Source organism: Pedococcus sp. P2_D7 (genome assembly GCF_056404295.1).
Window position 1 is genome coordinate 590814 of sequence record NZ_JBFUEH010000002.1, and the last position, 22002, is coordinate 612815.

Here is a 22002-nt window from a genome sequence, read left to right on the forward strand (position 1 = left end):
TCGGCAGGCCCCCGCCTGGTCCGGCCATACGCGTTGACGTCAGGACGGACCGAGTCCGTGGTCGATCTCCCCATCGAGGCCACGTTCGAGGTGCTGCCGTCCGGCCGCACCGCAACCTGGCCTGAGGGAGACCTCTCGGGCCGGATCATCGAGCTCTGCGCGGACACCGAGTCGGTGGCTGAGGTCTCGGCAAAACTGCACGTCCCGCTCGGCGTCGCCCGGGTGCTCCTCGGTGACCTGGTCACCGCGGGTCACCTGAAGACGCGCACCACCATCTCCGAAAACACGACATCCGACGAACGACGTGAACTGATTGAAAGGACACTCAGTGGACTACGCGCCCTCTAACCGCAACAGCGCCTCGACGAAGATTGTCGTGGCCGGCGGCTTCGGCGTCGGCAAGACCACCTTCGTTGGTGCCGTCTCCGAGATCGACCCCCTGCGCACCGAGGCTCTCGTCACGAACGAGTCCGAGGGCCAGGACGACATCTCCAAGGTGCAGCAGAAGCACACCACCACGGTGGCGATGGACTTCGGCCGCATCACCCTGGCCGAGAACCTGGTGCTCTACCTGTTCGGCACCCCAGGTCAGCGTCGCTTCTGGTTCATGTGGGACGACCTGGTGAAGGGCGCCATCGGCGCCGTCGTGCTGGTCGACGTCCGTCGCCTCGACGACAGCTTCGCCGCTGTCGACTACTTCGAGGCCAAGGGCCTGCCGTTCATCGTCGCGCTCAACCAGTTCGACGGCTCGCAGGAGTTCGGCCCCGACGACATCCGGGAGGCGCTGGCCATCCCGTCGCACATCCCTGTCATCGAGGTCGACGCCCGCGACCGTGAGTCCGCCAAGCAGGCGCTCGTCCGGATCACGGAGTTCGCCCTGACCCAGCTCACCGGGGTGAAGGCTTCGGCCTGACCCCGCACCATCGACAGAGCCCGGCCGCCCGAGGGGTTGCCGGGCTCCGTCGTGTGTGGAACGGCTCAGCCCGGGTCGAGCACCGCGGCAAGGCGGGCGACGTCGTCCGGGCCCTCGAGGTCGGGTAGCCCGACGAACACGGTGCTGACCCCGAACTCGTCAGCGAGGCGGCGGTACCGGTCGCGGTGGCTCACGGCCTCGCCGGCGTGGTGACGCCTGGCGAACGCTGCTGCGGCCGTCCGACCCCGCAACCGCTCGACCCTGCGCCAGGTGTCGTCGCGGTCGGTCCCCACGACCGGGAGGTCGAGCACGGTCACCGCCACCTCCTCGGGGTCGCGGCCGACCTCCGCACAGTGCGCCCGCAGCACTGCGACCTTGCGTGCTAGCACCTCCTCGTCGCTGGGCAGGTTGCACGCGTCGGCCTGGGCCGCCGCGATCCGCAGCGTGCGTCGCTCCCCGGAGCCGCCCACGATCACCTGTGGTCGCCCCACGGGCCGTGGGTATGCCGTGGTCTCGGGCAGGGTGACGCGGGTCCCGTCGTACGCCTTGGTCCCCTTGTCCCACAGCGCGTGGAGCGTCTCGATGCAGGACTCCAACCGGTCGAGCCGTTCGGCGGCCGGCGGGAAGGGGAGGCCGAACGCCTGGTGCTCGCGCTCCCACCACCCCGCGCCCAGCCCGACGAAGGCCCGTCCGCCGGACAGGACATCAAGCGTGGCAACGGTTTTCGCGATGATCCCGGGCGCGCGGAACGTGACGGGTGAGACGAGGGTCCCGAGCCGCAGGTCGGTGTCGAGGCCGGCGAGCATCCCGAGCGTCACCCATGGTTCCGGGATCGGCTCCCACGCACGGTCCACCTGGGGGATCTGGATCAGGTGGTCCATCAGCGCGATCCCCGCGAAGCCGTGGTGGTCCGCGGCGAGTGCGATCGAGCGGAGCCAGCCGGCCGGGTCGTCGCCCCACGGGAACCGGGACACCTGGAGCACGACCTCCGGTCCGGCCTGCCGCCGGCCGCCGTCCGGCTCGGGCGCGGGACGTGGTGCCGGACCGCCCGCGACATCCGGTCCCTGCGCCGGCGCAGCAGAGTCCACGACGACCTGCACGTCGTCCCAGCCCTCGGCGGCCACCGCCTCGCGCGCCCGGGCGAACGCGGCGTGCTGCTGGCCCAGGACCCTGGCCGGCACCGGTCGGTCACGCATCGCATTGCGTTGGCGGGAGACGGTCTCTGGCGTCTCGAAGAGCACTGCGACGCAGGGCAGCCCGGCGATGCGACCCTGCTCCCGCAGCCGGTCGCGCAGGTCGGGGTCGAGGCCGAGGGTGTCGACGACCACGGTGAGACCACGCCGGGCCCGGCCGGCCACGATCTGGTGCAGCAGTGCGAAGGCGTCGGCCGAGGCATCGAGGTCGAACTCGCCACTGCCCACCACCGCCCGCAGCGCATCCGACGACACGATCTCCTGCTGCCGGTAGTGCTGCGTGGCCCAGGTCGACTTGCCCGAACCGCTGGGCCCGACCAGCACGACCAGCGCATGGTCGGGACCGGGTCCCGCTGCGGTCAGCTCTCTGCCCTCGGAGCGTGGCTCACGAGCCCGACGAGGTTGTCCTCGCTGTCCCGGATGAACGCCATCCACTCATCCTGCCCCGCCGGCCCCAGGCTGTCGTCGGTGTGGCTGAAGATGATGTGCGGCTCGGCCTCGATGACCACGCCCTCGGCCCGGAGCTCCTCGATGCGGGTGGGGACATCGTCCACCTTGAGGTAGAGCATCGCGGAGCTCGCGCCCTCCTCGAGCAGGAGCCGGGTGCCGTCTCCGAGGCCGAAGAACAGCAGCCCCGGGGGGTCGAAGCGGGCCAGCGGCGGTGTGCCGAGCAGGCGTTCGTAGAACGCTGCCGCCCGGTCGAGGTCCTGCGCGTACTGGGCCACCTGGGCCAGGCCCGTGCCAGCCGTCATCACCCACCTCCTGGCGAGAATCTACTGCGGGAGTGTGCGTCGCCGCTCCAGGATCGCGGCCGCAACTTCTCCGGGGTGGGTCTCGGGGAGCCAGTGGCCGGCGTCGAGCTCGGTGAAGGTGTAGTCGGCGGCGACGTGAGCGCGGGTCCGCTCGGCCGCCGCCCGTCCGAGCGCGGGGTCGTCCCGACCCCAGACGTACGCGGTAGGGGTGGAGATCCGGCGCGAGACGTAGTCGCCGGATCCGCTGCGCCGCAAGGGAATTGCTCGATACCAAGCCAAGCCGCCACTGGCCGCGCCGGGCTCACGAAAGCGCGCGGCATACCTCTGCACGTGGGACTCGGGCAGCCCGGAGCGGCGTAGGACCGACACCAACCGGCGCCGCAGGACCAGCTCGGGGAGGGCGGGGAGCTGGAAGGCGGCCAGGTACCAGCTGCGCCGGGCCTGGTCCGCATGTCGCATCGCCCACGCGAGGGCGTGGTGGTGCGGGGTCGACAGCACGGTGAGGCTGCGCAGCCGCTCCGGGTGACGTTCGGCGAAGGCCCAGGCGACCGAGCCGCCCCAGTCGTGGCCGACCAGGTGGACCCGCGCCGTCCCGAGCTCGTCGAGCAGGGCAAGGACGTCGGCGACCAGCTCCTCCATCCGGTACGCCCGGCGTCCACCGGGCCGCGCCCTAGGCGAGTAGCCGCGCTGGTCGAACGTGACGACCCGCAGCCCGGCCTCGAGGAGCGGCGGCGCCACCTGCGACCACGTGTGGCGGTCCTGCGGCCAGCCGTGCAGGAGCAGCACCACCTCTGAAGCAGGGTCGCCCGTGCCGCGGTCCGCGCCGCTGTCGCTGACGTCGAAGACCAGGCCGTCTCTGGTGAACTCCTGCACCCCGTGAACCTACCCGGCGCTCACCCCCGGCCAGACGGGGCGCGGGGGTGCGGGACAATGGGGTGTGACCAAGCCCGCCCCCCAGTTCCCCCTCGGTGGACGGCGGGCCTGGATCGTGTATGCCGCGTCGGTGTCGGTCTACGTGCTGGCGGTGTTCCACCGCAGCTCGCTCGGCGTGGCCGGTCTCCTTGCGACCGAGCGTTTCGACATCGCGGCCACCCAGCTGTCGGTGTTCACCATGGTGCAGCTGCTCGTCTACGCGGCCATGCAGATCCCGGTGGGGGCGCTGCTCGACCGCTTCGGGTCCAAGCGGCTGCTGCTGAGTGGCGTGACGCTGATGACGGTGGCCCAGCTGGGGTTCGCCTACGCCGACTCGTTCGCCATCGGCATCCTGGCGCGCGTCTTCGTGGGGATCGGCGACGCCATGATCTTCATCCCCCTGCTGCGGATCGTCGCGCTGTGGTTCCCGCCCCTGCGCATCCCCATGGTGTCCCAGCTGACCGGGCTGCTCGGCCAGTTCGGTGCCCTGGTCGCGGCCACGCCACTGGTCTACGCGCTGCACACCTGGGGCTGGACGCCGTCCTACCGGGTAGCCGCCCTGTTCGGGGTCGCCCTCGGCGCCATCGTCCTGGTCGTCGTGCGGGACTCCCCGAACCCCGACCACGAGCTCGACCAGATCAAGGTCCGGGCCCTCGCCCGGAGCGTCCGGGCCGCCTGGCGCACCCCCGGCACCAGGCTCGGCCTCTGGTCCCACTTCTCCGCCCAGTTCGGCGCGACGGTGTTCGCACTGCTGTGGGGCTACCCGTTCCTCGTTGCGGGACAAGGGCTTTCGCCCTCCACGGCGGGCACCCTGCTGATGCTGATGACGGTGACGACCGTGGTGTCGAGCCCGCTGATCGGCGGGTTCGTGACGAAGTACCCGTTCTCGCGCTCGACCCTCATCCTCGGGATCGTCTTCGCCATCATGGCGGTCTGGGCGGTGGTGCTGCTGTGGCCAGGGCGGGCCCCGCTGCCGCTGCTGGTGCTGCTCGTCGTCATCACGGCGGTCGGGGGTCCGGGTTCGCTGGTCGGCTTCGACCTGGCGAGGACCTTCAACCCGCCGACCCGGCTCGGGAGTGCGACCGGCATCGTCAACGTCGGTGGCTTCCTCGCTTCGCTGTCCACCGTGACGCTGATCGGCATCATCCTCGACCGGGTCGCGCCGGGTGGTCCGAGCACCTACGACGTGGACACCTTCCGGGCCGCGATGTCGGTCCAGTACCTCGTCTGGGGGGCCGGCGTCGTGCAGATCCTGCGCTACCGGCGCAAGACCCGGCGCGGGCTGCGCGAGAGCGATCCGGAGGCCTACGAGGCCCTGCGCTCCGGCGAGACCATCACCCCCTGACCCGGGCCCTCGCCGCGGCTCGAGGGGAGCCCGCCGGGAGCTGGTGGCTGGTGGACCCGGACGGCCGGGAAACCGGGTCAAACCGGCGAGTGCGGGATTCGGCCAAACCCGGTCCTCAGGTGCTCTCACCTGCGAAAATGCGGATTTCGTTACCGATTCGAGACCAACTCTGGACACCTGATCGAAGCAGCGTCATCACCTGCTGAAAGACATTCGTGTAACTCGGGTAATCACAAGCCTGTCATTTCCCGGAATGGTCTGTAAGGCGTGGGATTTGTGTGACGAAAGGGTTTCGAGTGAAAAGGCGGCTCTAGTCTCGTGCGGCTGCCACCTACTGACCCCGGACACCCCACTCGAGAGGCATCCCCCCGTGCCGAACGCCCTCCCCGTACGCCGCGTGTTGCGCACCGGCGCGACGCTGTCGATGGTCGGCGTCCTCGCGGTGTCCCTGTCCCTGTCCGCTGCCGCCGACCCGGTGTACCCGTCGAAGTCGCAGGTGGCCAAGGCGAAGAGCGCGGTCGCGACGACCAGCGGCAAGATCGCCAGCCTGGACGCGCAGTACGTGGCCGCCAGCGCTCGCCTCGCCCAGGTGCAGGACCGGGCCGCAGCGGCCGCGGAGGCCTACAACGGGGCTCGCTACGAGCTCGACAAGCGTTCGGCCGAGACCACCGCAGCCAAGAAGCGCGCAGCGCAGGCCCAGCAGGTCGCGGACTCCGCCGGCCTGCAGGTGCGCCGCTACGCCGCCAGCGTCTACCAGCAGGGCGGCAACCTCGGTGAGCTCGAGGCGTACCTGTCCAGCACGGGTCCCCAGGACCTCATGGACCGCGCCACCGCGCTCGAGGCCGTGAGCGACGCCCGCGCACAGAACCTCCAGAAGGCCGCCGCCGCCTCGATCGTGGCCGACACGATGCGTCAGCAGGCGGCGCAGGCCGAGGCCGCTCAGGCCAAGGCCGCCCGCGCCGCGGAGGCGGCCCGCAACGCCGCCCAGTCGCAGGCCGACGAGGCGAAGGCGACTGCCACCCAGATCCAGAAGCAGCAGAGCTCGCTCACCACGCAGCTCGCCACCCTGCGCAAGACATCGGTCACGCTCGAGAGGCAGCGCCAGGACGGACTGGCTGCCGCCGCCGCAGCTCGCGCCGCCGCCGCCGAGGCTGCCCGCCAGGCCCGGCTGGCCGCCGAGCGCGCGCAGGCCGCCCGGACGGCAGCCGCGAAGCGGGCCGCCCGCGCCGCCGCCGCCCGTGCTGCCGAGGAGGCCGCGCGCCAGAAGGCCGCCGCCGAGGCTGCCGAGCTGGCCGCCTCGCAGAACCATCCCCGGCCCACGCCCCAGCCGGACAACCCGCCGCCCCCGCCGCCCTCGACGAATGGTGGCGTGTCCGCGGTCCTCGCCTACGCCCGCGCCCAGGTCGGCAAGCCCTACCAGTGGGGCGGCGACGGCCCGAACAGCTTCGACTGCTCCGGCCTCACGATGCGTGCGTGGCAGCGGGCCGGCGTGAACCTGTCGCACTACACCGGCGCCCAGTGGGGCGAGACCGCCCGCGTGGCGATCAGCGACCTGCGACCGGGCGACCTCGTCTTCTACGGCAGCTCGGGCGCCGACAGCCACCACGTCGGCCTCTACGTCGGCGATGGCCAGATGATCGAGGCGCCCTACACCGGCGCCAACGTCCGCTACGCCTCGATCTACCGCTCGGACCTCGTGCCCTATGGCGGCCGTCCCTGAGCACGGCACAGCCCCGGCAGACCGCCGGGGCGCGCTCCTGACGAGAGCGCGACGCCCGTCCGCCCGAGGACTGCTCTGCGGGTGACTCCGGGCGAAAACCATTGCGTGCCAATGGTTCTCCCTTGTGGATGACTGGCACCACGCATTCGAACAAGTGTACGATGAGGCTATGTCGATCAGCCCGGCGGCCGTGCAGCGAGACGAGGCGCAGCGTGACCTCTGGACGCGCACGGCCGAGGTCGCGGGACGGCTCAACCGGGTGCAGGGCGAGCTGGTCGACCTCGCTGTCGAGCTCATCGAGGGCGAGCACTGGGGTGACGGCGGGTTCCGGTCTCCGGAGCACTACTTCGTCGTCCGGGCCGGGCTGTCGCCCTCGCACGCGCGGGACGTGGTCGCGATCGCGAAGCGTCGTCATGAGCTGCCTGCGGTGTCCGAGGCCCTGCGGGACGGACTCCTGTCGCTCGACCAGACCGCCGTCGTGGCCCACCACGCGCCGGCGAGCCACCAGCAGTCCGCGGCCGACTTCGCCCAGCACGCCACCGTGCCCCAGCTGCGCCGGGCGCTGAGCCGCCACGCGTTCGCCGCTACCCCGCCCGAGGTGCCCGCTTCCGGCCTGCCCGGGCAGGAGGACTCGGAGCGCCGCGCCTGCGCGCGCCCCGACCTGTCGATGCACTACGACCACGACGGCCGCTTCCAGCTGCGCTACAGCGCCCCCGCACCGGTCGGGGCGCTCGTCGAGCAGGCGCTCAAGGAAGCCAAGGACGCGCTGTTCCTCGCGGCGTCCGCCGCCGGCGAGGGCGAGGCAACCGGTGCGGGTGACGCACCCGCCCTCCACCACATCGCGGCCACGGACCGCCCGACCTACGCCGACGCCCTCGAGGAGCTGGCCCAGCGGTCGCTGTCGTCGGTGACCTCGACCGGCCGGGCCAGCCACTACCGGGTCTACCTGCACCTGTCGACCGACGGCGGCTGGGTCAACGGCGGCGCAGCCATCCCTCGGCGGCTGCTCGACCGGTTCCTCTCCGACGGCGTGGTCCAGCCGGTCTGGGAGACCCAGGGACGGCCGGTCAGCGTCGGCCGGGCCATGCGGATCCTGCCGGCCCGGTCCCGCCGGCTGATCGAGGACCGCGACCGCGGCTGCCGGTTCCCCGGCTGCACCGCCACCCGGTTCGTGGAGATCCACCACCTGCACGAGTGGGCCAGCGGCGGCGCCACCGACGACGACAACCAGGTCAGCCTCTGCCCGTTCCACCACGACGCGGTCGGCCGAGGCGACTACACCATCGCCGGCGACCCGACCCGCCCCGACGGCCTGGTCGTCACCACCCGCCACGGACTGCCGGTGCGACCCCCGACGGCCGTCGAGCTCGCCGCGCCACCGGGCGGCGACCCGCCCGCACCACCCGGGGCGGCGGCATACCAACCACCGACCGGCGAGCGCGCCCGCTGGCACGACATCGAGATCCTCCCCGACCACCTCGCGCACCGGCACCGCCACCTCCACACCGTGCAGCCCATCGACGCCACCGACAATCCCCAGGACGACGACCCTCCCTGGCCACAACGTGACGCGGACGACGAACTGGTCCCGAAGCTCTACCGCACCTGGGACGACAACGACTAGCTGGCTGCAGGAGCGACGCACCGAGCCCCCATGACGACGCGAGGTCGCCTGGGGCTCGGGTATGCCGCGTGCGCGCCGAAGCGCGCGGGTTCACTCGGTGGGGGGCTTGGCCTCGGACATCGGCTCCGCGGAGATGTCGGGCATACGCCAGCGAGCGGTCGTCATGCCGGCCTCCTTGGCGCGCTGGATCGCCTCGCGCACCACGCGCTCGGCCTCCTCGCGGCCCGCCCAGTGGGCACCCTCGACGGACTTGCCGGGCTCGAGGTCCTTGTAGGTCTCGAAGAAGTGCTGGATCTCGAGGCGGTCGAAGCTGCTCACCTGCTCGAGGTCGACGAGGTGGGCCTGGCGCGGGTCTCCGGCCGGCACGCAGAGGATCTTGTCGTCGCCGCCGGCCTCGTCGCGCATGTGGAACATGCCGATCGGGCGCACCCTGACCAGGCAGCCGGGGAAGGTGGGCTCCTCCAGCAGGACCAACGCGTCGAGCGGGTCGCTGTCCTCGCCGAGGCTGTCCTCGACGTAGCCGTAGTCAGCCGGGTAGCGGGTGGAGGTGAACAGCAGCCGGTCCAGCCGGATCCGACCGGTCTCGTGGTCCACCTCGTACTTGTTGCGATGACCCTTCGGGATCTCGATGGTGACGTCGAACTCCACGACGATGTCCCTTCCGTAGTGCGCATACCTGAGACGTGCTGCGCGCGCCTATGACCTAGGCTCGCGGCTAAGTGTTCCGTATGACGCAAGTCCAGCGCTGAGGGGGTCGAGTGCGTCGATTCCTGGCCGCCCTGCTGGTGGTGGTGCTGCTCGCCGTCGCGTACGCCGCGCTGGACGTGTTCGACGTCGTGCCGGGGATCCTCACCAGGGAGCAGCCGCAGGCGGCTCCGACCACCCCCACGCGGACCGGCACCGCGACGCCCACCAGCGTCGCCGTCCCGACGGTCGACGACGCCGCGCAGCCGCTCCAGCCGGCCTCGGCCAGTGCCCCCATCCCGAGCCCGGCAGGGCTGGCCACGGTCCTCGCCCCGGTCGTCGCCGACCCGGCGTTGCGCCCGGGCCCGGGGGTCGTGGTCCGCGACGCGTTCACGGGTCAGACGTTGTTCAGCAAGGCCGCGACCACCCCGCGCATACCCGCCTCGACCGCGAAGCTGCTCACCGCGCTGGCGGTGGGGACCACACTCGACCCGCTGTCGACCCTGCCCACGAGGGTGGTCCAGGGGGCAGGTCCCGACCAGGTGGTCCTGGTGGCGGGCGGCGACACGATGCTCGCCAAGGGCAAGGGCTCACCCACCGCCGTCGAGGGACGGGCTGGGCTCGGCGACCTCGCCGCCCAGGTCGGCGCAGCGTTGCAGGCCGCCGGCACCACGAAGGTGACGCTGCGGCTGGACACCACCTACGCCAAGGGGGCTCGGTGGGCTCCCGGTTGGAGCCAGGCCGATGTCAACGCGGGCTTCACGGGCGGCGTGTCCATGCTCGGCCTCGCCGGCCAGCGGGCGATTCCCTATCGCCCGGCCCCGCGGAACCCGGAGGCGGCCACCGGTGCGGCGTTCGTGGCCGCGCTGGCCAAGGTGGGGATCACCGCGACGCTGACCCGCGAGAGCTCCTGGTCGACGCCCGTACCGGCCGGCGCCACCGAGCTGGGGCGCGTGGAGTCCGCGCCCGTGGCTGACCTCCTGGCCCTGGCGCTCGACGAGAGCGACAACGCCCTCACCGAAGGCCTGGCGCGTCAGGCCACGGTGAAGGAAGGGGGCGCGGCCACCTTCGCCGCGGCGGTCGCCTTCGTGCGGAAGGCGGTGCAGGCGGAGGGGGTGGACCTGACCGGGGTGAGGCTCAAGGACACCAGCGGGCTGACCGCCGGCCAGGCGATCCCGCCCCAGGTGCTGTCCGACGTGCTCCAGCTCGGGGCCGACGGCTCCGTGCCCGCGCTGCAGGACACCCTCTCGAGGCTCCCGGTCGCCGGGCTGACCGGCACCCTCGCCACCCGGTTCCAGGCGAAGAACACCCACGCCGTGGCCGGGCTCGCCCGGGCCAAGACCGGCACCCTCACCGGGACCAGCGCGATGGCCGGCACGGTGATGGACGCCGACGGCCGGGTGCTGTCCTACGTGGTGCAGGCCGACGGGCTCCCCGGCGGCGTCGGAACCCTCGACGCACGGGCCGCGTTGGACCGCTTCGTGGCGGTGCTCGCGACCTGCGGGTGTCCCTGACCTACCGTGAGGGGATGACCGTGTCCGACGCCGCAGCACCGCACGTCACCCGCTATGTCGACTGGCAGTTCGCCAAGACCACCGGCGCCCGGCTCGTCCCGGCCGGACCGAAGGTGACCGGTGCGGAGGCCGCCGAGGTCGTCGCCTCGGTGCGCGCGGCCGCGCTGGCCGCCCAGCAGCCGGTCGCCGAGACCGCCCGGCTCCACGCGCCCGGGGACGCCCCCGGCCCCGTGGTCGTCGACCGCAGCACCTGGATCTCGCTCAACGCCGACTCGATGTCGGCGTTGATGGACCCCGTGTTCGGCAAGCTCGTCGACGCCCAGAAATCCGCCCCCAACCCGACCGTGCAGGCCATCGGTGGCAAGGTGACCGGCGGTGAAGCCGGTGCGTTGCTGGCCTTCATGTCGAGCAAGGTCCTCGGCCAGTACGACCTGGCCCCCGGCGGCACGCCCCAGCTCATGCTGGTCGCCCCCAACCTCGTCCAGGTCGAGCGCGAGCTCAAGGTGGACCCCGCCGACTTCCGCCTCTGGGTCTGCATGCACGAGGAGACCCACCGCGTGCAGTTCACCGCCGTGCCGTGGCTGCGCGACCACATGATCGAGCGGGTGCGCACGCTCGCGGCCGACATGGTGCCCGACCCGGAGTCGTTGCAGGAGACCCTGTCGCGACTCGGCAAGCAGCTGCCGGAGTCGCTCAAGAGTGGCGGCGCGGGCCTGACCGACCTCATCGCGACGCCCGAGCAGCGCGCCCAGCTGGCCCAGGTCACGGCCGTGATGTCCCTCCTGGAGGGTCACGCCGACGTCGTCATGGACGAGGTCGGTCCGCAGGTGATCCCGTCCGTCGCCCAGATCCGCAGCCGGTTCAACGAGCGCCGCAAGGGCGTCGGTGCCTTCGACCGGGTGCTGCGCCGTTTGCTCGGCCTCGAGGCGAAGATGCGGCAGTACCGCGACGGCGCCGTCTTCGTGCGCTCAGTGGTCGACCAGGTCGGCATGGACGGCTTCAACCGGGTCTGGGAGTCGCCGCAGACCCTGCCCAAGCCGACCGAGATCGAGACGCCCTCGGCCTGGGTCGCACGGGTCCACGGCTGACCTCGTGACCGGCCCCCACCCGGCGACGGCGGCGATCAGGCTCGCCGTCCGCGAGACACTCGGCGAGTGCGACCCCGGCGACCTGGTCCTGGTGGCCTGCAGCGGGGGAGCGGACTCGCTTGCGCTCGCCGCCGCCGTGGCGTTCGAGGCCCCGAAGCTCGCCGTCCGCCCCGGCGCGGTCGTCGTCGACCACGGCCTCGACCGCAACTCGACGGTCGTGGCGCACCAGGCCGGTGAGCAGTGCGCGGCCCTCGGGCTGGCGCCCGTGGGCACCGTCCCGGTCGAGGTCCGCGCCGGGGCCGACGGGCTCGAGGCAGCCGCCCGCGCCGCCCGGTACGCGGCGTTCGACGAAGCAGCCCTGCGCCATGGAGCCCGACTGGTGTTCCTCGGCCACACGCTCGACGACCAGGCCGAGCAGGTCCTCCTGGGCCTCACCCGGGGCTCCGGCGCCCGTTCCCTGGCCGGTATGCCGCGGGCCCGCGACCGCTTCCGACGTCCCCTCCTGGGCGTGACGAGGGAGCAGACCCGTGCGTCCTGTGCCGCTGAAGGACTGACGTGGTGGGACGACCCGATGAACGAGGACCCCGCGTTCACGAGGGTGCGGGCCCGGCGGGCGCTGGTCGACCTCGAGCGCGACCTGGGTCCGGGGGTTGCCCCGGCGTTGGCCCGCACGGCGGACCAGCTGCGCGAGGACGCCGACCACCTCGACGCGCTCGCCGACGACGCGGTCGCGACCTTGGGGGCGGGGCCGTGGCCGACCAAGGACCTGCTCGCGCTGCCGCGCCCGGTGCGGACACGGGTGTGGCGCAGGCTCGCCGTCGCGGCCGGGGCGCCGGCCGGACAGGTGAGCACGCGGCATACCGAGGCGTGCGACGCACTGCTCACGGACTGGCACGGACAGGGGCCGGTGAGCCTCCCCGGACCGCTGCAGGCCACTCGCTCCGACGGCCGGGTATCCATCGCCCCACCCGCTCGGGTTGAATAGCCCCGCACCCCGAGCCGACAACTGAGGGAGTTTGAGCCGTGGACGCTGCCCACATGGGAGCCGATCTCGAGAAGGTCCTCATCACCGAGGAACAGATCCTCGCCCGGCTCGACGAGCTGGCTGCGGAGATCTGGGCGGAGTACGACGGCAAGGACCTCCTGCTGGTGGGGGTGCTCAAGGGGGCCGTCATGGTGATGGCCGACCTGTCGCGCGCGCTGCCAGGCACGGCCCCCGTCGACTGGATGGCGGTGTCGTCCTACGGATCGGGCACCAAGTCGTCCGGCGTGGTGCGCATCCTCAAGGACCTCGACACCGACATCACCGGCAAGCACGTGCTGATCGTCGAGGACATCGTCGACTCCGGGCTCACGCTGTCGTGGATCAGGTCGAACCTCGAGTCGCGCTCCCCGGCCTCGGTCGAGATCTGCACCCTGCTGCGCAAGCCGGAGGCGGCCAAGGTCGAGATCGACGTGAAATGGGTCGGTTTCGACATCCCCAACGAGTTCGTCGTGGGCTACGGCCTCGACTACGCGGAGAAGTTCCGCAACCTGCGTGTAGTGGGGACCCTCGCGCCCCACGTCTACGCCTGAGGCGTAGTCGGAACACCGGGCCCATCCGGGTCGTTGTCCAGCACGAACCACCCGGGTACTGCGTAGTACCGTCGTGGCAGAGCCGTGCCCAGGCCGGGCAACGGCACAGAGCGTGAGCGAGCAGGAGGAACGGGGCGCCCAGCCCCGCTACACACATGGATTTCAAGCGCATCCTTCGGGCACCCCTGTTCTGGGTCGTCGCCGTCATCGCGATCACGCTGATGGTCTTCAGCCTGAGCGACGCCGGTGGCTACACGCGGATCGACACCTCCGCGGCGCAGCAGCTCATCACCGAGAAGAAGGTCGAGCGGGCGGTCGTCACCAACAACGAGGTGGTGGACCTCGACCTCAAGAAGGGCGAGTCCTACTCCGACGGCAAGAACGTCAAGAACGCCACCAAGGTCCGCACCCAGTACGTCGAGGCTGCCGGCCCCTCCTTCATCAAGCTGCTCGAGGACAACACCCCGCCCGGCCGCATCAACCAGGTCAACAAGGACACCAACCCGCTGCTCTCGCTGCTCGGCTCCCTCCTGCCGATCATCATCCTGCTGGGCCTGTTCTGGTTCCTGATGACGCAGATGCAGGGCGGCGGCTCCCGCGTCATGCAGTTCGGCAAGTCCAAGGCCAAGCTCGCCACCAAGGACACCCCGAAGGTCACCTTCGCCGACGTCGCGGGCGCTGACGAGGCCGTCGAGGAGCTCCACGAGATCAAGGAGTTCCTGGCCGAGCCGGCCAAGTTCCTCGCCGTCGGGGCCAAGATCCCCAAGGGCGTCCTGCTCTACGGCCCTCCCGGCACCGGCAAGACCCTGCTCGCGCGCGCCGTCGCCGGCGAGGCGGGCGTGCCGTTCTACTCGATCTCCGGCTCGGACTTCGTCGAGATGTTCGTCGGTGTGGGTGCCTCCCGCGTGCGTGACCTGTTCGAGCAGGCCAAGGTCAACGCCCCCGCGATCGTCTTCGTCGACGAGATCGACGCCGTCGGCCGGCACCGTGGTGCCGGTCTCGGCGGTGGCCACGACGAGCGCGAGCAGACCCTCAACCAGCTGCTGGTCGAGATGGACGGCTTCGACGTCAAGACCAACGTCATCCTCATCGCGGCGACCAACCGCCCCGACATCCTCGACCCGGCGCTCCTGCGCCCCGGCCGGTTCGACCGCCAGATCGCGGTCGAGGCGCCCGACATGATCGGCCGGCACCGGATCCTCGAGGTGCACTCCCAGGGCAAGCCGATGGCCACCGGCGTCGACCTGCTCGCCGTCGCCCGGCGCACGCCCGGCTTCACCGGCGCCGACCTCGCCAACGTCCTCAACGAGGCGGCGCTGCTGACCGCCCGCAGCGACGGCAAGCTGATCGACGACGCCGCGCTCGACGAGGCCATCGACCGCGTGATCGCCGGCCCGCAGAAGCGCACGCGCATCATGTCGGCCAAGGAGCGCAAGATCACGGCCTACCACGAGGGCGGGCACGCCATCGTCGCCGCGGCGATGAACCACCTCGACCCGGTGACCAAGGTGACGATCCTTCCCCGCGGTCGGGCGCTCGGCTACACGATGGTGATGCCGACCGACGACAAGTACTCCACGACCCGCAACGAGATCCTGGACCAGCTCTCCTACGCCATGGGCGGGCGCGTCGCGGAGGAGGTCGTCTTCCACGACCCGACCACCGGCGCCTCGAACGACATCGAGAAGGCCACCGGGATGGCCCGCAAGATGGTCACCGAGTTCGGCATGAGCGAGCGGATCGGCGCCATCAAGCTGGGCCAGCCGCAGGGTGAGGTCTTCCTCGGCCGCGACATGGGCCACCAGCGCGACTACTCCGAAGAGGTCGCAGGGGTCGTCGACGAGGAGGTGCGCAAGCTCATCGACGCGGCGCACGACGAGGCGTGGCACGTCATCAACGACAACCGCGACATCCTCGACAAGCTCGTCCTCGACCTGCTCGAGCACGAGACCCTCAACGCCAAGGAGCTCGCGACGATCTTCGCCCCGATCCGCAAGCGGCCGCTGCGCCCGACCTGGCTGTCGAGCGAGACCCGCTTCCTGTCCGACCAGCCCCCCGTGCTCACGCCGGCGGAGAAGGCCGCGCAGAACGGCTCGGCGGCGCCCCTGGAGGCCGCGGGCACCGACCGCGCCACCGCGGAGGCGATCGACAAGGCTGCCGAGGCCGGCGCGGTGAAGGCTCCGGAGGAGCACCCAGCCACTCAGGTGATCGAGATCCCCGAGGGTGGCCAGGTCGATCCGAATGCCCACTGAGCGCGGGACGCACGTGGTCGACCAGGCCCGTGCCGAGGCGGCGGTCCGCGAGCTGCTGATCGCCATCGGTGAGGACCCCGACCGCGATGGGCTCGTCGACACGCCGGCCCGGGTGGCCCGCGCCTACGGCGAGTTCTTCGCCGGGTTGTCCCTCGACGCGGCGCAGGTCCTCTCCAAGACGTTCGAGATCGACCACGAGGAGATGATCCTGGTGCGCGACATCGAGGTCTACTCCATGTGCGAGCACCACCTCGTGCCGTTCCACGGCGTCGCCCACGTGGGTTACATCCCCGCCAAGGACGGCCGGGTCACCGGCCTCTCGAAGATCGCCCGGCTCGTGGAGATGTACGCCCGGCGGCCCCAGGTGCAGGAGCGGCTCACGACGCAGGTCGCCGATGCGCTGTGCACCCACCTGGGCGCCCAGGGCGTCATCGTGATCGTCGAGTGCGAGCACCTCTGCATGTCGATGCGAGGCATCCGCAAGCCCGGGTCCCGCACCATCACCTCGGCGGTCCGCGGGCAGCTGCGTGACGGCGCCACCCGGGCCGAGGCCATGGCGCTGCTCCTGGGTGGCAAGCGGTGACCGGACGCGATCTCGCGCGCCCCCACACCACCAAGCTCCCCGGCATACTCACGGCCTCGCGGGCGCCACGGCTGCTCGGCAGCCTCACCTATGTCGTCGGCACCCTCGACCTGCTGACCGGCCTGTTGCACTCCTGGCGCGTGCACCTGCAGGGGCTCACCGAGCTGCTGCCCGGTGCCCTCTCGGACGCGGCCGCGGCGGCCACCGTCGTCTCCGGCATCTTCCTCATCGTGCTCGGCCACTCGCTCAAGCGACGCAAGCGGCGGGCCTGGCGAGCGGCCGTCGCGCTGCTGACCCTGTCGGTGGTCCTGCACGCCGTCAAGACCGAACCAGCCTCGGCCGTCATCTCCCTCGTGGGGCTGGCGCTGCTCGTGCGGCACCGGGCGGAGTTCCGGGCGCTCGGCGACCCGTCGACGAGGTGGCGGGCGGTGCGGGCCTTCGTGCTGCTCCTGGTCGTCTCCGTCGCCATCGGCGGCGTCGTCCTGTGGCTCAACCGCCGCGACCTCGTGGGCGGGTTCCCGGGTCCTGGTGCGCTGGTGCGGGAGCTCGGGCTCGGGATGGTCGGGCTGGACGGACCGCTGGTCTTCACCCAGGACCGGGCGGCCGACATCGTGGGGTCGCTGCTGCTGGGGCTCGGGCTGATGACGCTCCTGACGCCCGCCTACCTCGCGCTGCGCCCACCCGAGCCGAGGCCCGCGCTGACCGACGCCGACGAGGTGGCGCTGCGCCGGCTCGTCGGGCTGCACGGTGACTCGCTCGCCTACTTCAACACCCGGCGGGACAAGTCGGTGGTCTGGTCCTCGTCCGGCAAGGCGGCCGTCGCCTACCGCGTCGTCTCGGGCGTGATGCTGGCCAGCGGTGACCCCGTGGGCGACCCGGAGGCGTGGCCGGGCGCGGTCCAGGCCTTCCTGGCCGAGGCGCGCGCGCACGCCTGGACGCCCGCCGTCCTCGGCTGCTCCGAGCACGCCGGCACCGTCTGGGTGCGCGAGACCGGCTTCACCGCGCTCGAGCTCGGCGACGAGGCCGTCGTCGACGCCTCCGCCTTCACCCTCACCGGTCGCCCCATGCGCAACGTGCGCCAGATGGTCGGCCGCGTCGCGCGTGCCGGGTATGCCGTGGAGGTGTGCCGCGTCCGCGACGTCACCGCCGAGGTGCGGGACAAGGCCCTGGCCGACGCCGCGGCGTGGCGGTCCAGTGCCACCGAGCGCGGGTTCTCGATGGCGCTCGGCAGGCTGCTGGAGGACAGCGATCCTGAGTGCGTCTTCGTGGCGGCACGGCAGGATGGGGTCGTGCGCGCGTTCCTGCAGTTCGTCCCCTGGGGCTCCGACGGGATGTCCCTGGACGTCATGCGTCGCGACGCGACGGCCGACGCGGGCGTCAACGAGCTGATGATCACCGAGACCCTGGCGGCGGCTGCCGGGCTCGGTGTGCAGCGCGTCTCGCTCAACTTCGCGGCGTTCCGTTCGGTGCTCGAGCGCGGCGGCAAGCTCGGGGCGGGGCCGGTGCTCAGGGCCTGGCGGCGGGTGCTGCTGTTCGCGTCGCGGTGGCTGCAGATCGAGAGCCTCTACCGGTTCAACGCCAAGTTCCAGCCGCAGTGGCAGCCGCGGTTCCTCGTCTACCCGTCGGGGTCGGACCTACCGCGGGTGGGACTCGCGGCCCTGGAGGCCGAGGCGTTCCTGACCTGGCCGAAGCTGGGTCGGCTCGGGGGTGGCGCGTGACCGTCGCACCGGGTGCCCGCACCCTCGAGTGGCCCCTCCAGCGCGCCGACGGGCTCCCGGTCGTCATGGGCGTGGTCAACGTGACCCCCGACTCCTTCAGCGATGGCGGCCAGTGGTTCGAGCCGGCGGCGGCGATCGAGCACGGCCGGGAGCTGCTGGCCCAAGGGGCTGACGTCCTCGACGTCGGCGGCGAGTCGACCCGCCCCGGGGCCGAGCGCCCCTCGGTGGCCGAGGAGCTCCGTCGGGTGCTGCCGGTCGTGTCGGCGCTCGCCCAGGAGGGTGCGCTCGTCTCGGTCGACACGATGCGCGCTGAGGTGGCGGCGCAAGCCCTCCGAGCCGGTGCCGCCATCGTCAACGACGTCAGCGGTGGCCTCGCCGACGAGGACATGGTGGGTGTCGTGGCAGGCACCGGTGCGCCGTTCATCGCGATGCACTGGCGGGGGCACAGCGCCGACATGCAGTCCAAGGCGGTCTATGACGACGTGGTCGCCGACGTGGTGTCCGAGCTCTCCCAGCGAGCGCGGGAGCTCGTCGCGGCGGGTCTCGAGCCGAGCCGGATCGTGCTCGACCCCGGGTTCGGGTTCGCCAAGCTGACGGCCCACAACTGGTCGCTGCTGCGTGGCCTCGACCGCCTCCTCGAGCTCGAGCACCCCCTCCTCGTCGGCACGTCGCGCAAGACGTTCCTCGGACGGCTTGGCGTCGCTCCGGGCCGTGACCCCCGGCCGCCGCTCGACCGCGACATCGCCACCGCCGCCACGTCGATGCACGCGGCCAGGCTGGGAGCCTGGGGTGTGCGCGTGCACCACGTGCCGTCGACGCTCGACGCGATGCGGGTCGCCCAGGCCATCGACTCGGCCGAGGCGTCGGCCGGCGAGGTCGCCCCGTGACGACCACAACCAGGACAGAGGCGCTGCAGTGACCGACCAGATCGTGCTCAAGGGCATTGCGGCCAAGGGCCACCACGGCGTGCTCGACTTCGAGAAACGCGACGGGCAGGTGTTCGTCGTCGACGTCACCATGCACGTCGACCTCGCGCCGGCCGGTGCCAGCGACGACCTCGCCGACACCGTCAACTACGCCGAGGTGGCCGGTGACGTCGTGGCGCTGATCGAAGGCGACCCGCTCGACCTCATCGAGGCCCTGGCGTCCCGCATCGCCGACCGGGTGCTGGCTCGGCCACTTGTCGAGGCGGTCGAGGTCGTGGTGCACAAGCCAGAGGCACCGGTGGGACATCCGTTCACCGACGTGCAGGTCCGGGTGACGAGGGAGCGGCAGTCCCACGTGGTGATCGCGATGGGCTCCAACATCGGCGACTCGATCGAGACCCTCCACGACGCCGCGATCTCGCTCTACGGCCTGATCGACATCATCGAGGTCTCGGCCCCCGTCGAGACCGACCCCGTCGGCGGACCTGAGCAGCCGGTCTTCCTCAACGCGGTCGTGACGGGCACGACCCACCTGGCGCCCTCGTCTCTGCTGGCCGGGCTGCACGACATCGAGCGGGCCCACGGCCGCACCCGCGAGGTGCACTGGGGCCCGCGCACCCTCGACCTCGACCTGATCCAGTACGGCGACCCGGTATTCGACACCGACGTGGTGATGGACAGCCCCACGCTGACGCTGCCCCACCCCCGGGCCCACGAGCGCGGGTTCGTGCTCGTGCCGTGGCTCGCGGCGGACGGCGAGGCCGTGCTGCGCGTCGAAGGCCAGGTGCGCCGGGTCGCCGACCTCGTCAGCGACCTGGACGTGTCCGGCGTCCGGCCCGGACCCGACGTCGACCTCCTGGAGGGCCCGTGGTGAACGACGGCAGGGGTCTGCGCTGGTCGCAGCTCGTGGGGCTCGCCCTCGTGGTCGGCCTGGTGTCCTGGATCGGGTGGCGGTTCTACCTCAACGCGGGGCACCTCCTCGGCCCGGCTTCCTGGGTCTCCGCGGTGCTGATCGTCGCCATGGCGATCCTGGTCATCGGAGCCGGCCTGCCGGTGCGCCGCTTCCTGCGGGGAGAGGCCCGCAAGACGCTCAGCCCGATCCGCGCCGCCCGCACCCTGGTGCTCGCCCAGGCGGCAGCGCTGACCGGATCGGCCGTGCTGGGCTGGTATGCCGCCCAGGTCGCGCACGCCCTCGCCGACGTCGACCTGCCCGGCTACCGCGCCCTCCTGTGGCGGTTGCTCGCCCTCACGGTGGCGTCCCTGGTGCTCGCCGCAGCCGGGATGCTGACCCAGCGGATGTGCCGCGTCGACCCGCCCGGTGACCGGGAGCGCGACCGCGACCCACGCCCCTGACGGCTACTTGTCGACGTCGCCGACCACGAAGAACATCGAGCCGAGGATCGCCACCATGTCGGCGATGAGGTTGCCGGGCAGCACCTCCGCCAGCACCGCCACGTTGTTGAACGACGCCGACCGCAGCTTGAGCCGCCACGGGGTCTTCTCCCCGCGGGAGACCAGGTAGTAGCCGTTGAAGCCGAGTGGGTTCTCGGTCGCGGTGTAGAGGTCCCCCTCGGGGACCTTCAGCACCTTGGGCAGCTTGACGTTCACCGGGCCCTGGGGGAGCGTCCGCAACCGGTCGAGACAGGCCTCGGCGAGGTCGAGGCTGACGTGCACCTGCTCGAGCAGCACCTCGAGGCGGGCGAGGCAGTCGCCCGCGGTGCGGGTCACCACTCGGCCGGGGCCACCGTCCGCGAACAGCTCGCCGTACGCGAGGTACGGCTCGTCGCGCCGCAGGTCCATGTCGACCCCGGCGGCACGTGCGATCGGGCCCGAAACGCCATACGCTGCAATGATTTCCGGCGTGACGATGCCGACCCCTCGCGTGCGCGCCTCGAGGATCTCGTTGCCCACGATCAGCGCCTCGATGTCGGGAAGCCGCCCGCGGACGGCCTGCACGGCATACGCGACTCGGTCGAGCCAACCGGCCGGGAGGTCCTCCTTCAGGCCGCCGACGCGGTTGAACATGTAGTGCATCCGCCCGCCGGACGCCTCCTCCATGACCGCCTGGAGCTCCTCGCGCTCGCGGAAGGCGTAGAAGATCGGCGTGATGGCACCGAGCTCGAGGGGGTAGGAGCCCAGGAACATCAGGTGGTTGAGGACCCGGTTGAGCTCGGCCAGGAGGGTCCGCGCCCAGACTGCCCGCTCGGGGACCTCCATGCCGAGCATCCGCTCGACGCCGAGCACCACGCCGAGCTCGGACGAGAAGGCGGACAGCCAGTCGTGCCGGTTGGCCAGGACGATGATCTGGCGGTAGTCGCGCACCTCGAAGAGCTTCTCGGCACCGCGGTGCATGTAGCCGACGATGGGCTCGGCGGAGAGGATGCGCTCGCCGTCGACCACGATCCGCAGGCGCAGGACGCCGTGCGTGGCGGGGTGCTGCGGACCGATGTTGAGCACCATGTCGGCGGTGGCCAGGCCGCCCGCGCCCATGCCGACGGTGAGCTCGCGCCGGCCTTCCGTCGTGGTCACCCCGTCAGTCTGCCGTATGCCGCGTGGCTCGCCCGGTCAGTGGCCGTGGCTGGGTGGGGCGTCCCTCAGCCGGGGCAGCCGGGGATGTTCTGGACCGTGGTCGCAGCACCCTTGTCGTCGATCTGGACCAGCACGGTGTTCTCGCGGTTGGCGAGACCCTTGAGCGCCCCGGCGTCGACCGACTTGGTCTGCAGCGGCTGGTCGGCTGCGATGCAGTGGTGGTAGAGGATCCGCGCGCCGTCGGCGAGGGGGATCGTGTAGGTGAGCTTGGCGTTCTGGTTCTCGTACGGCACCTCACCCTTGAAGGGTCCGGTGGGGACGCCGTCCTTGGCCAGCTTGCCGTCGTCGAGCTTCTTCCAGGTCCAGCGGTCGAGCTCGAGGTACGCGGCCCCGCCGACCTCGCCCGTCTTGGTGACGACCCCGAAGTCGTAGTTGCGGCCCAACACATCGGACTTGGGGGTCGTGGGGCCCGACGTCTTGGTCGCGCTCGGGGCACTCGCCGTGACGGTCGGGGTGACCGTCACGGTGACGTTCCCGCCGGAGCCGGGGGTGTCGGATCCGCAAGCCGACAGCAGGGCGGCAGCGGCGAGGGCCGCAAGGGATCCCGCGGCGGTGGTCGCGCGCAGGTGGTGCTGGAGCTTCATGGGGACGGGGGTCCTTTCGAGGGGCAGCAA

21 protein-coding genes are annotated in these 22002 nt (G+C 71.7%); 15 read left to right on the forward strand and 6 right to left on the reverse strand.

Annotated features, from left to right (window positions below; genetic code table 11):
- Positions 1 to 57: 57 nt before the first annotated feature.
- Together AC1DWJ_RS06320 and AC1DWJ_RS06325 are read left to right on the forward strand one after the other, a co-directional pair.
- Positions 58 to 348 (forward strand): DUF742 domain-containing protein, encoded by a 291-nt coding sequence (locus tag AC1DWJ_RS06320; RefSeq protein ID WP_457256396.1) that lies wholly within the window; start codon positions 58 to 60, stop codon positions 346 to 348.
- On the forward strand, positions 329 to 913 hold the full coding sequence (locus AC1DWJ_RS06325) for a GTP-binding protein (RefSeq protein ID WP_057378434.1): 585 nt from the start codon (positions 329 to 331) through the stop codon (positions 911 to 913). The genes AC1DWJ_RS06320 and AC1DWJ_RS06325 overlap by 20 nt, the downstream gene beginning before the upstream one ends.
- A gap of 65 nt (positions 914 to 978) precedes the next feature.
- Here the strand turns inward: AC1DWJ_RS06325 and AC1DWJ_RS06330 are convergent, their stop codons facing one another.
- From AC1DWJ_RS06330 to AC1DWJ_RS06340, 3 genes are read right to left on the reverse strand one after another with little or no spacing between them, the layout of a single operon-like run.
- The gene (locus tag AC1DWJ_RS06330) at positions 979 to 2430 is read right to left on the reverse strand and encodes an LLM class flavin-dependent oxidoreductase (RefSeq protein WP_457256397.1); all 1452 of its coding nucleotides are present in this window, start codon (positions 2428 to 2430) and stop codon (positions 979 to 981) included.
- A gap of 35 nt (positions 2431 to 2465) precedes the next feature.
- A complete protein-coding gene (locus tag AC1DWJ_RS06335) occupies positions 2466 to 2858 on the reverse strand; it encodes a VOC family protein (protein ID WP_457256399.1) in 393 nt (130 codons plus the stop codon).
- 21 nt (positions 2859 to 2879) lie between these two features.
- Positions 2880 to 3731 (reverse strand): alpha/beta fold hydrolase, encoded by an 852-nt coding sequence (locus tag AC1DWJ_RS06340; protein ID WP_477620280.1) that lies wholly within the window; start codon positions 3729 to 3731, stop codon positions 2880 to 2882.
- Between the two features lie 64 nt (positions 3732 to 3795).
- Between AC1DWJ_RS06340 and AC1DWJ_RS06345 the strand changes: the two genes are divergently transcribed.
- The 3 genes from AC1DWJ_RS06345 (at position 3796) to AC1DWJ_RS06355 (ending at position 8459) form a co-directional block, all read left to right on the forward strand.
- On the forward strand, positions 3796 to 5115 hold the full coding sequence (locus tag AC1DWJ_RS06345; protein ID WP_477620281.1) for an MFS transporter: 1320 nt from the start codon (positions 3796 to 3798) through the stop codon (positions 5113 to 5115).
- A gap of 370 nt (positions 5116 to 5485) precedes the next feature.
- Positions 5486 to 6835: a C40 family peptidase gene (locus AC1DWJ_RS06350; protein ID WP_477620282.1), complete on the forward strand. Its 1350-nt coding sequence runs from the start codon at positions 5486 to 5488 to the stop codon at positions 6833 to 6835.
- Between the two features lie 169 nt (positions 6836 to 7004).
- Complete coding sequence (locus AC1DWJ_RS06355; RefSeq protein ID WP_477620283.1) at positions 7005 to 8459, forward strand: HNH endonuclease signature motif containing protein; 1455 nt, start codon at positions 7005 to 7007, stop codon at positions 8457 to 8459.
- 90 nt (positions 8460 to 8549) lie between these two features.
- On the opposite strand, the gene AC1DWJ_RS06360 is transcribed toward AC1DWJ_RS06355, so the two are convergent.
- A complete protein-coding gene (locus AC1DWJ_RS06360; RefSeq protein ID WP_344129279.1) occupies positions 8550 to 9107 on the reverse strand; it encodes an inorganic diphosphatase in 558 nt (185 codons plus the stop codon).
- Between the two features lie 110 nt (positions 9108 to 9217).
- On the opposite strand from AC1DWJ_RS06360, the gene AC1DWJ_RS06365 reads away from it, so the two are divergent.
- The 10 genes from AC1DWJ_RS06365 (at position 9218) to AC1DWJ_RS06410 (ending at position 20152) form a co-directional block, all read left to right on the forward strand.
- A complete protein-coding gene (locus tag AC1DWJ_RS06365) occupies positions 9218 to 10657 on the forward strand; it encodes a D-alanyl-D-alanine carboxypeptidase/D-alanyl-D-alanine-endopeptidase (RefSeq protein ID WP_477620284.1) in 1440 nt (479 codons plus the stop codon).
- A gap of 14 nt (positions 10658 to 10671) precedes the next feature.
- Positions 10672 to 11745, forward strand: a complete 1074-nt coding sequence (locus AC1DWJ_RS06370) for a zinc-dependent metalloprotease (protein ID WP_477620285.1) — start codon at positions 10672 to 10674, stop codon at positions 11743 to 11745.
- Between the two features lie 4 nt (positions 11746 to 11749).
- Positions 11750 to 12730, forward strand: a complete 981-nt coding sequence (tilS, locus tag AC1DWJ_RS06375) for a tRNA lysidine(34) synthetase TilS (RefSeq protein ID WP_477620286.1) — start codon at positions 11750 to 11752, stop codon at positions 12728 to 12730.
- A 38-nt stretch (positions 12731 to 12768) separates the two neighbouring features.
- Positions 12769 to 13320, forward strand: a complete 552-nt coding sequence (gene hpt / locus AC1DWJ_RS06380) for a hypoxanthine phosphoribosyltransferase (RefSeq protein WP_477620287.1) — start codon at positions 12769 to 12771, stop codon at positions 13318 to 13320.
- A 155-nt stretch (positions 13321 to 13475) separates the two neighbouring features.
- On the forward strand, positions 13476 to 15572 hold the full coding sequence (ftsH, locus tag AC1DWJ_RS06385) for an ATP-dependent zinc metalloprotease FtsH (protein ID WP_457254142.1): 2097 nt from the start codon (positions 13476 to 13478) through the stop codon (positions 15570 to 15572).
- Positions 15562 to 16155, forward strand: a complete 594-nt coding sequence (folE, locus tag AC1DWJ_RS06390; RefSeq protein WP_457254141.1) for a GTP cyclohydrolase I FolE — start codon at positions 15562 to 15564, stop codon at positions 16153 to 16155. Before ftsH ends, folE begins: the two co-directional genes overlap by 11 nt.
- On the forward strand, positions 16152 to 17873 hold the full coding sequence (locus AC1DWJ_RS06395; RefSeq protein WP_477620288.1) for a phosphatidylglycerol lysyltransferase domain-containing protein: 1722 nt from the start codon (positions 16152 to 16154) through the stop codon (positions 17871 to 17873). The genes folE and AC1DWJ_RS06395 overlap by 4 nt, the downstream gene beginning before the upstream one ends.
- 65 nt (positions 17874 to 17938) lie before the next feature.
- Positions 17939 to 18760, forward strand: coding sequence for a dihydropteroate synthase (gene folP / locus AC1DWJ_RS06400; protein WP_477620370.1), 822 nt, complete (start codon positions 17939 to 17941; stop codon positions 18758 to 18760).
- Positions 18761 to 18788: 28 nt separating this feature from the next.
- Complete coding sequence (gene folK, locus AC1DWJ_RS06405) at positions 18789 to 19673, forward strand: 2-amino-4-hydroxy-6-hydroxymethyldihydropteridine diphosphokinase (RefSeq protein ID WP_457254139.1); 885 nt, start codon at positions 18789 to 18791, stop codon at positions 19671 to 19673.
- Positions 19670 to 20152, forward strand: a complete 483-nt coding sequence (locus AC1DWJ_RS06410) for a DUF3180 domain-containing protein (RefSeq protein ID WP_457254138.1) — start codon at positions 19670 to 19672, stop codon at positions 20150 to 20152. Before folK ends, AC1DWJ_RS06410 begins: the two co-directional genes overlap by 4 nt.
- A gap of 3 nt (positions 20153 to 20155) precedes the next feature.
- Here AC1DWJ_RS06410 and AC1DWJ_RS06415 read toward each other — a convergent pair whose 3' ends face one another.
- Entirely contained in the window at positions 20156 to 21289 is a 1134-nt protein-coding gene (locus AC1DWJ_RS06415; protein ID WP_457254177.1) for an NADH-quinone oxidoreductase subunit D, read from the reverse strand.
- Between the two features lie 104 nt (positions 21290 to 21393).
- The gene (locus AC1DWJ_RS06420) at positions 21394 to 21972 is read right to left on the reverse strand and encodes a hypothetical protein (protein WP_477620289.1); all 579 of its coding nucleotides are present in this window, start codon (positions 21970 to 21972) and stop codon (positions 21394 to 21396) included.
- Between the last annotated feature and the right edge of the window lie 30 nt (positions 21973 to 22002).